At 71.1% G+C, this 15,872-nt stretch carries 11 protein-coding genes; 8 read left to right on the forward strand and 3 right to left on the reverse strand.

Going from position 1 to position 15,872, the window contains the following annotated elements; all coding sequences use genetic code 11:
- Nucleotides 1-105: 105 nt before the first annotated feature.
- Nucleotides 106-2,499, reverse strand: a complete 2,394-nt coding sequence (locus P8T65_RS08375) for an MFS transporter (protein ID WP_316724729.1) — start codon at nucleotides 2,497-2,499, stop codon at nucleotides 106-108.
- A gap of 177 nt (nucleotides 2,500-2,676) precedes the next feature.
- A complete protein-coding gene (locus P8T65_RS08380; protein WP_012999610.1) occupies nucleotides 2,677-3,120 on the reverse strand; it encodes an SRPBCC family protein in 444 nt (147 codons plus the stop codon).
- A 254-nt stretch (nucleotides 3,121-3,374) separates the two neighbouring features.
- Between P8T65_RS08380 and P8T65_RS08385 the strand changes: the two genes are divergently transcribed.
- The 3 genes from P8T65_RS08385 to P8T65_RS08395 all read left to right on the forward strand — a co-directional run bounded on the left by P8T65_RS08385 (nucleotide 3,375) and on the right by P8T65_RS08395 (nucleotide 6,738).
- On the forward strand, nucleotides 3,375-4,418 hold the full coding sequence (locus P8T65_RS08385) for an Rv2578c family radical SAM protein (protein WP_316724730.1): 1,044 nt from the start codon (nucleotides 3,375-3,377) through the stop codon (nucleotides 4,416-4,418).
- Between the two features lie 148 nt (nucleotides 4,419-4,566).
- Entirely contained in the window at nucleotides 4,567-6,138 is a 1,572-nt protein-coding gene (locus P8T65_RS08390; protein ID WP_316724731.1) for an alpha/beta hydrolase, read from the forward strand.
- Between the two features lie 69 nt (nucleotides 6,139-6,207).
- Entirely contained in the window at nucleotides 6,208-6,738 is a 531-nt protein-coding gene (locus tag P8T65_RS08395) for a GNAT family N-acetyltransferase (protein WP_316724732.1), read from the forward strand.
- A 97-nt stretch (nucleotides 6,739-6,835) separates the two neighbouring features.
- Here the strand turns inward: P8T65_RS08395 and P8T65_RS08400 are convergent, their stop codons facing one another.
- On the reverse strand, nucleotides 6,836-7,411 hold the full coding sequence (locus tag P8T65_RS08400) for an adenylosuccinate lyase (protein ID WP_316724733.1): 576 nt from the start codon (nucleotides 7,409-7,411) through the stop codon (nucleotides 6,836-6,838).
- A 399-nt stretch (nucleotides 7,412-7,810) separates the two neighbouring features.
- Between P8T65_RS08400 and P8T65_RS08405 the strand changes: the two genes are divergently transcribed.
- The 5 genes from P8T65_RS08405 (at nucleotide 7,811) to P8T65_RS08425 (ending at nucleotide 15,867) form a co-directional block, all read left to right on the forward strand.
- Nucleotides 7,811-9,634: a 3-hydroxyacyl-CoA dehydrogenase family protein gene (locus P8T65_RS08405; protein WP_316724734.1), complete on the forward strand. Its 1,824-nt coding sequence runs from the start codon at nucleotides 7,811-7,813 to the stop codon at nucleotides 9,632-9,634.
- Between the two features lie 487 nt (nucleotides 9,635-10,121).
- Entirely contained in the window at nucleotides 10,122-10,931 is an 810-nt protein-coding gene (locus P8T65_RS08410; protein ID WP_230213611.1) for a TetR family transcriptional regulator, read from the forward strand.
- A 435-nt stretch (nucleotides 10,932-11,366) separates the two neighbouring features.
- Nucleotides 11,367-12,704, forward strand: coding sequence for a crotonyl-CoA carboxylase/reductase (gene ccrA / locus P8T65_RS08415; RefSeq protein WP_316724738.1), 1,338 nt, complete (start codon nucleotides 11,367-11,369; stop codon nucleotides 12,702-12,704).
- A gap of 116 nt (nucleotides 12,705-12,820) precedes the next feature.
- Entirely contained in the window at nucleotides 12,821-14,896 is a 2,076-nt protein-coding gene (locus P8T65_RS08420; RefSeq protein ID WP_316731520.1) for a protein meaA, read from the forward strand.
- Nucleotides 14,893-15,867: a CoA ester lyase gene (locus P8T65_RS08425; protein ID WP_215450560.1), complete on the forward strand. Its 975-nt coding sequence runs from the start codon at nucleotides 14,893-14,895 to the stop codon at nucleotides 15,865-15,867. The genes P8T65_RS08420 and P8T65_RS08425 overlap by 4 nt, the downstream gene beginning before the upstream one ends.
- Nucleotides 15,868-15,872: the final 5 nt, after the last annotated feature.

Consider the following 15,872-nt stretch of genomic DNA (forward strand, 5'->3'; position numbering starts at 1 on the left):
TTGCGATGTGTGGCAATACGCAAATTGCTCCCTGGGAGCCTCCGGCGCACGCGCAGGCCACACGGGCGGCGCACGATGGTCCGCGCGCCCCCGAGTGCCGGCACCTCAGTCCGCGTGGCCGAGGTGGAGGTCCTGTTCCGTCCTGGAGCCGGAGGCGACCTGGAGCACCGTCGCGACGGGTGGATAGCCGGTGGCGATGACCGTGTACTCGCCGCAGGACAGGTCGACGAACCGGAAGGTCCCGTCGATGCCGGTGGTCGCCGTGTCGACGACGTTCCCGGCGGCGTCGAGGAGGGTCACGCGCGCGTCCTCCACCGGCCGGCCGGCCCCGGCGCGGACCGTGCCCCGCAGGACGGCGCCCCCGGCGAGCTCGATGTCCTGGCGTGTCTCGCGGGCGGCCCGGACGGTGACGGGCAGCGCGGCCGGCCGGTAGGAGTGGGCACCCGCCGCGAGGGTGTACTCGCCCGCGACCAGCTCCGTGACGAGGTACTCGCCCCACTCCCCGCTGCGGGTCGTCACGACGACCTCGCCGTGGACGTCGGTGAGCGTGACGGTCGCGTCGCTCACCGTCCGGCCGTCCGCCGTGCGTACCGTCCCGGCCAGGCGGCCCGCGCCGCCGAGCACGATGTCGACCTCGACGGGCCCCTCCCCGACGGTGACGCTCACGGCCTGCGGCTGGTGGCCCCCGGCGGCCGCGATCAGCACGTACGCGCCCGGCCCCGGGGTGGACAGCGCGTATCGCCCGTCGTCGCCGCTGCCGCCGCGCCCGGCCTGCCGGCCCCCGGCGTCGATGAGGGTGAGCGCGGCCCGGGTCACGACCCTGCCGTCGGAGAGCCGGACCGTGCCGCGGACGGGGACGGCGACGCCGGGGACGTACGGCGAACGGGCCTGCGGGATCTGGACGGGGGGCGTGTCCGTGGGCTCGGGCTCGGGGGCCGGGTCGGCGGGCACCTCGTCGACGGGCACCGGTGTCCTCTCCTTGAGGAAGCAGGCGACGAGGAGCCCGAGGACGAGCACCGGCGTGAGGTACAGGAAGATCCCCGGCATGGCGTCCGCGTACGCCTGGACGTAGGCCTCCCGCAGGGGGTGCGGCAGGGTGTGGACGAGGTCCGGGGTGAGCGAGCCGGGGTCGGGGAGCACGGCGCCCGGGCGCTGGGGGAGGCGGTCGGTCAGCCGGGCGGTGAGGAGCGCGCCGAAGGCGGCCACGCCCACGCCGCCGCCGACCTGCCGGAGGTAGTTGCCGGCCGCGGTGGCGGGCCCGATGTCGGCGGGGCGCACGGAGTTCTGCACGGCGAGGATCAGGACCGGCATCACCATGCCGATGCCCGCGCCGAGGACGGCGGTCCAGATGCCGAACTGGAGCCGGGACGCGTCCGTCCCCGGACGGGACAGCAGCCACACGCCGAGCGCGGCCAGGGCGCAGCCGAGGACGGGGTAGGTCCGGTAGTGGCCGGTGCGGTCGATGAGCCGGCCGGAGACCACGGACGCGCCGACGATGCCGGCGGTCATCGGCAGCATGAGCACCCCGGCCTCGGTGGCGGAGATCCCGCCCACCATCCGCAGCTGGGTCGGCAGGTAACCGGCGGCGCAGAAGAGGGCGATGCCGATGGCGATCCCCACCAGGCCGGTGACGACGAAGACCGGGTCCCTGAACAGCCGTAGGGGGATGAGGGGTTGGGGCGCGAACCGCTCGGCGACCAGGAAGAGCACGGTGGCGGCGACCGCGCCGGCGGCGAGGCCGAGGACGGGCCGCGAGGTCCAGGCGTAGGTGGTGCCGCCCCAACCGGCCAGCAGGACGGCGCAGGTCGAGGCGGTGGCCAGCAGCACCGCCCCCACGACGTCGAGGCGCCCCTTGGCCGTGGACGGCGGCAGTCTCAGCGCGAAGGTGACGACGGCCAGCGCGAGGAGCCCGACGGGCACGTTGAGGTGGAAGCACCACCGCCAGCCGACGTGATCCGTGAGCACGCCGCCCAGGAGCGGGCCCGCGACGGAGGCGAGGCCGAAGACGGCGCCCACCAGGCCCAGCCAGCGCCCCCGGTTCCGGGTCGGCAGGATGTCGGCCATGATCGCCTGCACGCCGATCATGAGGCCGCCCGCGCCGACGCCCTGGAGCGCGCGGAACGCGATGAGCTGGTCCATGGTCCGGGAGAACCCGGCGAGCGCGGAGCCGGCCACGAAGACCGTGAGCGCGCACTGCAGGACGCCCTTGCGGCCGTGGAGTTCACCGAGCCTGCCGTAGACGGGGAGGGTGACGGTGGCGGTGAGCAGATAGGCCGTGATCGGCCAGGACAGTCGGTCCGCGCCGTGCAGCTCCCCGACGATCTCGGGGAGGGCGGTGGCGACGACCATCTGCTCCAGCGCGGCGAGGAGCAGGACGAGCAGCAGGGCGGAGAAGACCATCCGGACGCGGTGCGGGCCGAGTCGGGCAGGCCCGTCCGCCGGTGGCGGTGGAGCGGGTGTGGTGGTCGGCTCGTCCTTCACCAGTGTGGTCGCGCCCATGCGTACCGCTCCCCTCGTCGCACTTACCGCACAATTCCCGCGTCAAGCGGCAACTGTCGGCAAGTGCGGCGAGTTACGGCATTCCGGGGAGCGCCAAGGAGATCCACTCGAACCGGTGAGGACTCCAACGCGCCCCGGGCGGTCGCCCGTTGGGCCGGGCGCACCGCGCATTGCGTGCTACTTCTCCACCTCGGCGGCGAGGTTGGCGAGCAGGGCGTCGTAGATCCGGGCGAGGCCCTTGGGGGCGAAGGTCTTCTCGAAGAAGCCGCCGATGCCGCCGGCGCCCTGCCAGGTGGTGGTGACGACGACGCGGGAGCTGCCCTCACCGGCCGGGGTCACCCGCCAGACGGTGACCATGGAGGAATTGCGGTCCTTCTCGACGAGCTCGCCGTCCGAGGGCTCGGTGACCTCCAGGAGGCAGTCGCGGACACGCTTGCTGGTGGCCTGGAGCTTCCAGTGGACGAGGGTGCCCTCGCCGTCGCCGCCCTCGCGCACCTCGTACTCGCTGAAGTGCTGCGGCATCAGCTTCTCGCGCGCGCCGTTGTACTCGGCCAGGGTGTCGAACACCGTTTCCGCGTCCGCCGCTACGACTCGTTCGGTCGTGGCCTCGACCTGCGCCATTGCACTTCCTCCAGCACTTGGTAACTCGGGGATGTGCGGAAAGCCAACCACCCCCCGGCCGGAGGGCCCAAATCGGGGCGCCCGAAGGGCCCGGGGCGGACGGCCCCGGGGCCCCGTAGCGGACCGCGTCAAGGGCCCGGAGCGGACGGCCCGAGGGCCCCCGACGAGACCTCCACACGATGTTCGAAAACCAGTTCGCACGATCAAGGGAACATGTGTTCTATTCTGGGGCGAGGGCAACCGAGGAGGCGTCCATGCGCTGGGACCATCTGGCCGAGAACCCCGTCACGGCCCGGGACGCCGCGCTGTTCGGCGCGGACATGGTGACGAGCCGCACCTTCGACACTCCCGAGTTCCGCGGCATGACCTTCCACGAGGTCCGGGCCAGGACGATCGTGAACCGGGTGCCGGGCGCCTCGCGGATGCCGTTCGAATGGACGGTGAACCCGTACCGGGGCTGCACGCACGCGTGCGTCTACTGCTTCGCCCGCAAGACGCACAGCTATCTGGACCTCGACACGGGCCTCGACTTCGACTCCCAGATCGTGGTGAAGATCAACGCCCCCGACCTGCTGCGCCGGCAGCTCGCCTCACCGCGCTGGCACGGCGAGCACATCGCCATGGGCACCAACGTGGACTGCTACCAGCGCGCCGAGGGCCGCTACCGTCTGATGCCGGGCATCATCGCCGCCCTGCGCGATCACGCGAACCCCTTCTCGATCCTGACGAAGGGCACGCTGATCCTGCGCGACCTGGATGTGATCCGACAGGCCGCGGAGGTCACCGAGGTCGGCATCTCGGTCTCCGTCGGCTTCACCGACCCCGAGCTGTGGCGCACGGTCGAGCCGGGCACGCCCGCCCCCGAGCGCCGACTCGACGTGGTGCGGGCCTTCACCGACGTCGGCATCGGCTGCGGGGTGCTGATGGCCCCCGTGCTCCCCTTCCTCAGCGACCACCCCGACCGGCTGCGCGCCACCGTGCGGGCGATCGCCGCCTCCGGCGCCACCTCGGTGACCCCCCTGGTGCTGCATCTGCGGCCCGGCGCCCGCGAGTGGTACATGGCCTGGCTGGAACGCCACCACCCCCATCTCGTACGGCGGTACGAGCTGCTGTACGCGGAGGGCGCCTACGCCCCCAAGTGGTACCAGCGGCAGATCACCCGTCAGGTCCACGAGCTGGCCCAGGAGTACGGCATGGGACCCCGGCGCGCGGAGCTGCCGCGACGGGCACCCGCGCGCGAGCCGGTCGCACCGGAACCGGTACGGGACCCGGAACCGACACAGCTGACGCTGCTCTGACCCTCCCTCAGGGCATCCGGGCGCTTCCAGCGCCCCGATCGGGTCAACTCTCACCGGCACGAGTTCCTTCGGAGGCCCGCTCCGGGACCATGCGACGAAGGCCGTGGTCTGCACGGCCCGCGTTCCTCCGTCCTGGGAGGCCTGACTGATGAAGAAACGCGCAGCCGCTCTGTGCGGTGCCGCCGCCGTGCTGGCCGGAATGGTCACGGCGGTCCCGGCCGGCGCGAGTGGCGCCCTCGCCGCCGCTCCGACGGCGAAGCTCGCCTGGAAGAAGTGCGCCACAGGCGACTATCCGACGCTCCAGTGCACCACCCTGAAAGTGCCGTTGAACCACGGCGAGCCGGACGGCAGGAAGATCACGCTCGCCCTGTCCCGCGTCCCGCACACCGCGAAGAAGTACCAGGGTCCCCTGGTGGTCAATCCGGGCGGCCCCGGCGGCAGCGGCCGCACCCTGGCCGGATTCGTCGCGTCCTCGCTGCCGAAGAAGGTGGCGGCGCAGTACGACGTCATCGGCTTCGACCCCCGCGGCGTCGGCGCCAGCAAGCCCGCACTCGACTGCCGACCCGGACATTTCGGGCCGGTGCGCCCCGACTCCCTGCCGGCCGACGCGCAGACCGAGCGGGCCAACCTCAAGCGCGCCAAGGCCTTCGCCGACGCCTGCGCGAAGAAGTACGCGGACGTGCTGCCGTTCATCGACACGGTCAGCTCGGTCAAGGACATGGACGCCATCCGCGCGGCCCTCGGCGCCAAGAAGATCAACTACTTCGGGTACTCGTACGGCACCTATCTGGGCGCCGTCTACGCCAAGCTGTTCCCACACCGGGTGCGGCGCGCGGTGCTGGACTCCGTCGTCGACCCGTCGGGCGTCTGGTACGACGACAACCTCCGCCAGGACCACGCGTTCAACGACCGCCACCGGGCACTGATGGCGTGGATCGCCAAGAACGACAAGACGTACCGGCTCGGAACCGACCCGGAGAAGATCGAGGCCAAGTGGTACGCCATGCGGGCGGCGCTGGCCCGCAGACCCGCGGACGGCAAGGTGGGCCCCTCCGAGCTGGAGGACACCTTCATGCCCGGCGGCTACTACGACGGCTACTGGCCCCATCTCGCCGAGGCGTTCGCCGCCTACGCGAAGAAGAAGAACGACGACCCTCTGGTCGAGGCCTACGAGAACTTCGGCGCCGTGGACGCGGCCGGTGACAACGGCTACAGCGTCTACACCTCGGTGCAGTGCCGCGACGCACGCTGGCCGCGCGACTGGGCCGAGTGGCGCGACGACAACTGGACGGCGTACGAGAAGGCGCCCTTCATGACCTGGAACAACGCCTGGTACAACGCGCCCTGCGCGTTCTGGCCGACCGAGGCCCTGGATCCGGTGGACGTCTCCAACACCGCGCTGCCGCCCGTCCTGATCCTCCAGGCGACGGACGACGCAGCGACCCCGTACGAGGGCGGGGTCGCCACGCACCAGCTGCTGCGGAACTCCAGCCTGGTGGTCGAGCAGGGCGGCGGGAACCACGGCATCTCGCTGAGCGGCAACACCTGTCTGGACAAGCACCTGGCGGCGTACCTGACCGACGGCAGGGTGCCGCGCGGCACGGGCGAGGTCGACGCCGTCTGTGCGAAGCTCCCCGACCCCAAGCCCCTGAGCAAGCGGGCCGCGTCCGCCTCGTCCCGGGGCTCGACGCTGCACGGCCTGCTGGGCTTCCGCGGCTGAGCCCCGGCCGTGGGAGTGGCCCGCCGAAAACCACGGGACTCCCACGGCCGCCCCGCCTAGGGTGCCGTCATGAACGACACCCCCCATGACCTCGGCGTCCGTGAAATGACGCCGGCCGACTGCCGTCCCGTGGCGGAGATACGGGTGGCGGGCTGGCGGACCGCGTACGCCGGGCTCGTACCCCGGTCGTACCTCGACGCGATGCGGGTGACCGAGGACGCGGAACGACGGCGCGAGCTGCTCCTGAAGCCCGGCAACCCTGTGGTGAACCTGGTCGCCGAGCGGGCCGGCGAAATCGTCGGCTGGGCGGCGTACGGCCCCTACCGCGACGGCGAAGTCCGTACCGAGGACGCCGAGTTGTACGCGCTCTACGTCCACCCCGGCCACTGGGGCGGCGGGGTCGGCGCGGCGCTTCTGCGCACGTGCGCCGAACGCTGCGAGGCCGTCGGCCACGACCGGATGCTCCTGTGGGTGCTGAAGGACAACGTCCGGGCCCGCCGCTTCTACGAACACCACGGCTTCACGCCGGACGGCATGGAGGAGCCCTTCGAGGTGGAGGGGGTGGAAGTTCCCGAGGTTCGTTACGCACGACACCGCTGAGGGGCGCGGGGAACTGCGCGAGAACCCCCACGCACCCGCAGCCGAACCACGGCCCGTCACCGACCCGCAGCCGAACCACGGCCCTGAGAGCGGAGCGCTACCGCTGGCGGGGAATTCGCGTCAGCGCCCGCACCGCCGCCTCCGCGAGCCTCGGATGGGCGAGGGCGTCCTTCAGGACGGGCTCGGCCCTGCTGTCCCCCAACGCCCCCAGCCCCTCCACACAGGCCAAGGCCACCCGGCGGTAGGGGTCGTGCGGACCGAGGCGGCGCCGCAGCGTGGTGATCAGCGCCGGCACCGCCTCGGGCGCCCGGAGCTCGACGAGCAACCGCACGGGGTGCAGGGCATAGGCGACCCGGAGTTCGTTCGTCGCGAGGGCGGCGGCCGCCCGCGCGGTGCGCGGGTCGCCGAGCCGGGCCAGCGCGTACGCGGCGGAGGCGCACCGCGGGGGATCGCGGTGGTTGAGGAGCAGGACCAGCGCCTCGAAGGCCCGGCGGTCCCCCGCCACCCCCAGCCTGAACGCCGCCAACTCCCGCGCCCACAGCGGCTGCCCCGGTTCGGTGAGCACCGCCGCCAACTCGTCCGTGGACTCGGTCGTGACGAGCCGCTCCCATTCCGCCGAGCCTCCCGACTCGCCCCGCACACGCTCCGTGAGTGATCGCAACTCTTCGTCCATGCGACCGAGCGTACGGGCGTGAACGCGCTTCGCGAACACCCTTCGGGACGTACGTCACAAACACGAGGGCTGGCGCGCTCGTTACCCACCGGTTAAGCTCAGACGAGCGAGTTACCCACTCGTGTTCGCTCTCGACGGTTTGGTGACGCAGCCGTCGCGAGCACAGTCGGTTCGGTACCCGGAGTTTCGATGTCCGCGTACCAGTACGGCTCAGCCTCGGGACAGGGCCGGTCGGTTCAGCCGTTCCCCGGGCGTGTGCACGCCCCGTGGCGACGGCACCGGGCGTGTGCGTTCATCAGCCCGGCATCACCAACACCCGCGCCCCACGCGCCGCTTGCGCGCTCTTCGCGTATCCGCGGCGCTTCCCTCAGTCGTCACCCTCATTCCTGGAGTCCCGCGATGGCCACTCCCCTTTCCGACTCGTCGCTGTCCCCCCTGTCCGCGCAATCCCCGTTCCAGACGATCGCTGTGGTCGGTCTCGGCACCATGGGCACCGGTATCGCCGAGGTGCTGACCCGGGCCGGCCGCGAGGTCGTCGGCATCGACATCAGCGAGGCCGCCGGCGCGCGTGCCGTCGCGGCCCTGGAGGCCGCGACCGAGCGCGCCGTGACCCGTGGGCGGATCACCGAGCGGGAGCGCGGTGACGCCCTCGCCCGCTTCCGCACCTTCACCGACCTCCAGGCCGCGGCCGACGCCGACCTGGTGATCGAGGTGGTCCCGGAGTCGTACGAGATCAAGCAGCAGGTCTTCCGTGAACTCGACGCGATCGTGCGGCCGGAGGCCGTGCTCGCCACCGGCACCAACGCCCTGTCGGTGACCCGGCTGGCGGCGGAGTCGGCGCGTCCGGAGCGGGTCCTCGGTCTGCACTTCTTCAACCCGGCGCCCGCCATGAAGCTGGTCGAGGTCGTCTCCTCGGTGCTGACCGCGCCGCAGGCCGTCGCGGCCGTCACGGATCTCGCCCTCGACCTGGGCAAGGAGCCGGTCGCGGTGGGCGACCGGCCCGGTTTCGTCGCCGACGGGCTGCTGTTCGGGTACCTCAACCAGGCCGCCGCGATGTACGAGGCCAAGTACGCCTCCCGCGAGGACATCGACGCGGCCATGCGGCTCGGCTGCGGGCTGCCGATGGGCCCCCTGGCGCTGCTGGACCTCATCGGCGTCGACACCGCGCGCACGGTCCTGGAGGCCATGTACGCGGCCTCGCACGACCGGCTGCACGCACCGGCGCCCATCCTCCGCCAGCTCAGCGAGGCGGGCCTGACCGGCCGCAAGTCGGGGCGCGGCTTCTACTCCTACGAGGCGCCCGGATCCGCCACGGTCGTGCCGGACGCACTGACGCCGCGGGACGGGGTCGCCACGGTCGCCGGGCGCACCGTCCGCTCGGTCGGTGTCGCGGGCTCCGGCACCATGGCGTCCGGGATCGCCGAGGTGTTCGCGAAGGCCGGGTACGAGGTCGTGCTCGCCGCCCGCAGCGAGGAGAAGGCGCAGGCCGCGAAGGCGCGGATCGGCAAGTCGCTGGCCCGCTCCGTCGACAAGGGGCGTATGACGGTCGAGGCCGCCGCCGAGACCCTGGACCGGATCACTCCGGCCGGCTCCTACGACGCCTTCGCCGATGTCGATCTGGCGCTGGAGGCGGTGGCCGAGGACCTGGAGGTCAAGCGGCAGCTGTTCGCGACCTTCGACAAGGTCTGCAAGCCGGGCGCGATCCTCGCCACGACCACCTCCTCGTTGCCGGTCGTCGCCTGCGCCCGCGCCACCTCACGTCCGCAGGACGTGATCGGGATGCACTTCTTCAACCCGGCGCCGGCGATGAAGCTGGTCGAGGTGGTCCGTACGGTGCTGACGGCCGACGACGTGCACGCCACGGTCCGCGAGCTGTGCGCGAAGGTCCGCAAGCACCCGGTGGACTGCGGCGACCGGGCCGGGTTCATCGTGAACGCGCTGCTGTTCCCGTACCTGAACAACGCGATCAAGATGGTGCAGGAGCACTACGCGACGCTGGACGACATCGACGCGGCCATGAAGCTGGGCGGCGGCTACCCGATGGGCCCGTTCGAGCTGTTGGACGTGGTCGGGCTGGATGTCTCGCTGGCCATCGAGAAGGTGCTGCACCGCGAGTTCCGCGACCCGGGACTGGCCCCGGCGCCGCTTCTCGAGCACCTGGTGGCCGCGGGCTGCCTCGGCCGCAAGACGGGCCGCGGCTTCCGCGAATATGCCAAGCGCTGACGGGACGGGCGACGAGCTCGGCACGGCCGGGGGCCCCGCATCCTTGTCGTCGGCCCGCCGACCGGGCCCGGCGGCGACGGACCGGGCGTCCCCGGCGCCGACCGGCGCGCCCTCGGACGGGCCGACGACAAGGACCGGGCCGGGGCGCCGCCCGGCGGATCCCGGACCGGAGCCTCGGCCGACGGCTGCAAACCGTCCCGCAACGCCGGCGGCCGGCACAGGCCCTCCCGCACCGTCGACGGCCGGCACAAGCCGTGCCGGCAAGTCGGCGGTCGGTCCGAGCCGTTCCGTCGGCCCGGCGGCCGAGGCGGACTGGGGCGGTCTGCTCGGCCCGGGCAGCCGCCCCTCGGCGTCCCGGTCCGCCGTCTCCGTGCCCGGCCCCTCCCCCGCCGCCCCGGCCGCCGACCTGGTCCCACCCCGGTCCCGGCCGGGCGGAACGATGGCCGCTCACGCGCACTCTCCTGCACGGATGCAGTACGTTCGGGGCATGTCCCAGCCCGCCAAGTCCTCACGTACACCAGCTGCGCCCGACGCTCCGGAGAGCGCCGCGGGAAGTCGTGCCGCCGCCCAACGCCTGAAGATGCGCAGGGAACTGGCGGCCGCGGCCATGGAGCTGTTCTCGACCAAGGGGTACGAGGCGACCACCGTCGACGAGATCGCGGCGGCGGCCGGGGTCGCCCGCCGCACCTTCTTCCGCCACTTCCGCTCCAAGGAAGAGGCGATCTTCCCGGACCACGACGACACCCTGATCCGCGCCGAGGCGGTGCTCAACGCGGCGCCCCCGCACGAGCATCCGCTCGACACGGTGTGCCGCGGGATCAAGGAGGTCATGAAGATGTACGCGGCCCGGCCGGAGATCTCGGTCGCCCGCTACAAGCTGACCCGTGAGGTCCCCACCCTCCGGGAGGCGGAGATCGCCTCCGTGGCCCGCTACGAGCGCCTCTTCACCCGCTATCTGCTGGGCCACTTCGACGAGCACGCCCACCACGACGCCGGCAACGACGACCCGCTGCTCGCCGAGGTGGCCGCGTCCGCCGTGGTCACCGCGCACAACCACGTGCTGCGGCGGTGGCTCAGATCCGGCGGACAGGGCGACGTCGAGACCCAGCTCGACCACGCCTTCGCCATCGTCCGCAAGACCTTCGGCACGGGCATCGGCGCGGGCCGCACCCTGGCGCCCGAGCCGGCCGCCGCGACGACGTCCACGCACGGCGAGGTCCTGGTGACCGTCGCCCGCACCGACGCCCCGCTCGACGAGGTCATGCGGACCATCGAAGAGGCGCTCCGCGACCGCTGATCCGTTCCGGAACCGCGCTCGAAACCTCGATCTACTCAACGGTAACTGTGAGAACGGCCACCCCCCGGGGTGGCCGTTTTGGCACGTCAGAGGCCTTTTTCCACCCCCACCTGATCGATCATCGCTCAGGTGTTGCGTAAAGATTTCACCTGAGCGAACTTTCTGGCACTCGGTGCCTTGCGAGGTGACACGGCGTGCCATACGTTGAAGGAGTCCGGGCGGCCGGAGTGCGGATGAACCCCGTACGCCGACTGTCCCCGCAGACCTCGGTCCGCGCGCCCGGACGCCTGCGTCACAGGCAACCCTCCGCGCCACACACAGCGCCGCCGAAGCACCACCTCCGCCGAACCGACGGCATCACCACCCAGCAGCAGCACCCGACGTAACCCTCAACAGCGTCTTCCCGCGAGGACGCTCGTCGCCGGAGGCACCACCGTGAAGGACATCCTGGACGCGATCCAGTCGCCGGACTCCACGTCCGCCGACTTCGCCGCTCTGCCGCTCCCCGAGTCGTACCGCGCGATCACCGTGCACAAGGACGAGACGGAGATGTTCGCGGGCATGACGACCCGTGAGAAGGACCCGCGCAAGTCGATCCACCTGGACGAGGTCCCGGTGCCCGAGCTCGGCCCCGGCGAGGCCCTGGTGGCCGTCATGGCCTCCTCGGTCAACTACAACTCCGTGTGGACCTCGATCTTCGAGCCGCTGTCGACCTTCGGGTTCCTGGAGCGCTACGGCCGCACCAGCGAGCTGGCCAAGCGTCACGACCTGCCGTACCACATCATCGGCTCCGACCTCGCGGGCGTCGTGCTGCGCACCGGCCCCGGAGTCAACTCCTGGAAGCCCGGTGACGAGGTCGTCGCGCACTGCCTCTCCGTCGAGCTGGAGTCCTCCGACGGCCACAACGACACGATGCTCGACCCCGAGCAGCGGATCTGGGGCTTCGAGACCAACTTCGGCGGCCTCGCCGAGATCGCGCTCGTCAAGTCCAACCAGCTGATGCCGAAGCCCGACCACCTCAGCTGGGAGGAGGCCGCCGCACCGGGTCTGGTGAACTCCACCGCGTACCGGCAGCTGGTCTCCCGCAACGGCGCCGCCATGAAGCAGGGCGACAACGTGCTGATCTGGGGCGCCAGCGGCGGACTCGGCTCCTACGCCACGCAGTTCGCGCTGGCCGGCGGCGCCAACCCGATCTGTGTCGTCTCCAGCGAGCAGAAGGCCGGCATCTGCCGGGCCATGGGCGCCGACGCGATCATCGACCGCAACGCCGAGGGCTACAAGTTCTGGAAGGACGAGCAGACCCAGGACCCCAAGGAGTGGAAGCGCTTCGGCAAGCGCATCCGCGAGCTGACCGGCGGCGAGGACATCGACATCGTCTTCGAGCACCCGGGCCGCGAGACCTTCGGTGCCAGCGTCTTCGTCACCCGCAAGGGCGGCACCATCACCACCTGCGCCTCCACCTCGGGCTACATGCACGAGTACGACAACCGCTACCTGTGGATGTCACTGAAGCGGATCATCGGCTCCCACTTCGCAAACTACCGCGAGGCCTGGGAGGCCAACCGCCTGATCGCCAAGGGCAAGATCCACCCGACGCTGTCGAAGGTCTACTCCCTGGAGGAGACCGGGCAGGCCGCGTACGACGTGCACCGCAACCTCCACCAGGGCAAGGTCGGCGTCCTCGCGCTCGCCCCCGAGGAGGGCCTCGGTGTGCGCGACCACGCCAAGCGCGCCCAGCACATCGACGCCATCAACCGCTTCCGGAACATCTGAGGTCCAAGATGAGTGAGCGTCAGCCCGCCGATGGCGGCAAGCGGGAGGCCGCGCCGGAGGCGCAGTGCGCGCCGGTGTCGAAAGAGACGAAGACAAGGGAGCGAAGCGGTCGCGGGCTGAGGAACGTCGACACCGGCACACAGCGCACTGCGCCTCCGGCGCAAAAGGAAAAGGACCGGCCGTGGCTGATGCGCACATACGCCGGTCACTCCACGGCCGAGGCGTCCAACGAGCTGTACCGGCGCAACCTCGCCAAGGGGCAGACGGGTCTGTCGGTCGCCTTCGACCTGCCGACCCAGACCGGCTACGACTCCGACCACATCCTCGCCCGCGGCGAGGTCGGCCGGGTCGGCGTCCCGGTGGCCCATCTCGGTGACATGCGCAGGCTGTTCCAGGACATCCCCCTGGAGCAGATGAACACCTCGATGACGATCAACGCCACCGCCATGTGGCTGCTGGCGCTCTACCAGGTCGTCGCCGAGGAGCAGGGCGCGGACATCACCCGGCTCCAGGGCACGACCCAGAACGACATCGTCAAGGAGTACCTGTCGCGGGGCACCCATGTGTTCCCGCCGGGACCCTCGCTCCGGCTGACGACGGACATGATCGCGTACACGGTCTCCCACATCCCGAAGTGGAACCCGATCAACATCTGCAGCTACCACCTGCAGGAGGCAGGGGCCACGCCGGTGCAGGAGATCGCGTACGCGATGTCCACGGCGATCGCGGTCCTCGACGCCGTGCGCGACTCCGGCCAGGTGCCCGAGGAGCGCATGGGTGAGGTCGTCGCACGCATCTCCTTCTTCGTGAACGCGGGCGTCCGCTTCGTCGAGGAGATGTGCAAGATGCGGGCCTTCGGCCGCATCTGGGACCGGATCACCCGCGAGCGGTACGGCATCGAGAACCCCAAGCAGCGGCGCTTCCGGTACGGCGTCCAGGTCAACTCTCTCGGGCTGACCGAGGCGCAGCCGGAGAACAACGTCCAGCGGATCGTGCTGGAGATGCTGGCCGTGACGCTCTCCAAGGACGCACGGGCCAGGGCGGTGCAGCTGCCGGCCTGGAACGAGGCGCTGGGCCTGCCCCGGCCCTGGGACCAGCAGTGGTCGCTGCGCATCCAGCAGGTGCTGGCGCACGAGAGCGACCTGCTGGAGTACGAGGACATCTTCGAGGGCTCCCATGTCATCGAGGCGAAGGTGGCCGAGCTGGTCGAGGAGTCCTTCGCCGAGATCGAGCGGATCCAGGAGATGGGCGGCGCGATGTCCGCCGTCGAGTCCGGCTACCTGAAGTCGCAGCTGGTCTCCTCGCACGCCGAGCGCCGGGCCCGGATCGAGTCCGGCGAGGAGAAGATCGTCGGCGTCAACATCTACGAGTCGACGGAGCCGAACCCGCTGACCGCCGACCTGGACGCGGCCATCCAGACGGTCGACCCGGCGGTCGAGGCGCGGGTGATCGAGTCGCTCCGGAACTGGCGCGACACCCGTTACCAGCCACCCTTCAACCACCCGCGCCCGTGCAAGGCGCTGGAGCGGCTGAAGGAGGCCGCGAAGGGCACCGACAACCTCATGGAGGCCACCCTGGAGTGCGCCCGCGCCGGGGTGACGACCGGCGAGTGGGCCGGGGCCCTGCGCGAGGTGTTCGGCGAGTTCCGGGCGCCGACCGGTGTCTCGTCGGCTCCGGTGGCCGTCTCCGCCGAGGAGGGCTCGGCCATGGCGGAGGTCCGCCGCAAGGTGGACCTGACGGCGCGGGACCTGGGCGTCGGCAAGCTCCGCTTCCTGGTCGGCAAGCCCGGCCTTGACGGGCACTCCAACGGGGCCGAGCAGATCGCCGTGCGGGCCCGTGACGCGGGCTTCGAGGTGGTCTACCAGGGCATCCGGCTCACCCCGGAGCAGATCGTGGACGCGTCCCTCGCCGAGGACGTGCACGCGGTCGGGCTCTCCATCCTCTCCGGCTCGCACGCCCAACTGGTCCCGGACGTGCTGGAGCGGCTGCGGGAGGCGGGGGCCGGCGACATCCCGGTGATCGCCGGCGGGATCATCCCGAACGCCGACGCGGACCGGCTCAGGGCCGCCGGAGTGGCCGCGGTGTTCACCCCGAAGGACTTCGACATCACCGGGATCATCGGCCGTATCGTCGACGAGATCCGCAAAGCGAACAAGCTCAACCCCCCCATCAGCACGGAGGTCCTCGCATGACCAGCCCTGTTCCTCAGGTGAACCGCCTTCGCCCGCGGCGCTCCTGCCTCGCAGTGCCGGGAAGCAACCCGCGCTTCCTGGAGAAGGCCCAGGGCCTCCCGGCGGACCAGGTCTTCCTCGACCTGGAGGACGCCTGCGCCCCGCTCGCCAAGCCCGAGGCTCGGCACACCATCGTGAAGTTCCTCAACGAGGGCGACTGGACCGGCAAGACGCGGGTCGTGCGCGTGAACGACTGGACGACGGAGTGGACGTACCGCGATGTCGTGACCGTCGTCGAGGGCGCCGGCCAGAACCTCGACTGCATCATGCTGCCGAAGGTGCAGACGGCCCAGCAGGTCGTCGCCCTCGATCTGCTTTTGACCCAGATCGAGAAGACGATGGGCTTCGAGGTCGGCAAGATCGGCATCGAGGCACAGATCGAGAACGCGCAGGGCCTGAACAACGTCAACGAGATCGCCACGGCCTCCCAGCGCGTGGAGACGATCATCTTCGGCCCGGCCGACTTCATGGCCTCGATCAACATGAAGTCACTGGTCGTGGGCGAGCAGCCGCCCGGTTACCCGGCGGACGCCTACCACTACATCCTGATGAAGATCCTGATGGCCGCCCGCGCCAACAACCTCCAGGCGATCGACGGCCCCTACCTGCAGATCCGCAACATCGACGGCTACCGTGAGGTCGCCCAGCGAGCCGCGGCCCTCGGTTTCGACGGCAAGTGGGTGCTGCACCCCGGTCAGGTCGAGGCGTCGAACGAGATCTTCTCGCCCTCGCAGGAGGACTACGACCACGCCGAGCTGATCCTGGACGCGTACGACTACTACACCTCCGAGGCGGGCGGCAAGAAGGGCTCGGCGATGCTCGGCGACGAGATGATCGACGAGGCCAGCCGCAAGATGGCGCTGGTCATCTCCGGCAAGGGGCGCGCCGCCGGCATGCAGCGCACCAGCAAGTTCGAGATCCCGGAGGCCTGAGCGCG

The organism is Streptomyces sp. 11x1, assembly GCF_032598905.1.
In the GTDB taxonomy this organism is placed as follows: Bacteria; Actinomycetota; Actinomycetes; order Streptomycetales; family Streptomycetaceae; genus Streptomyces.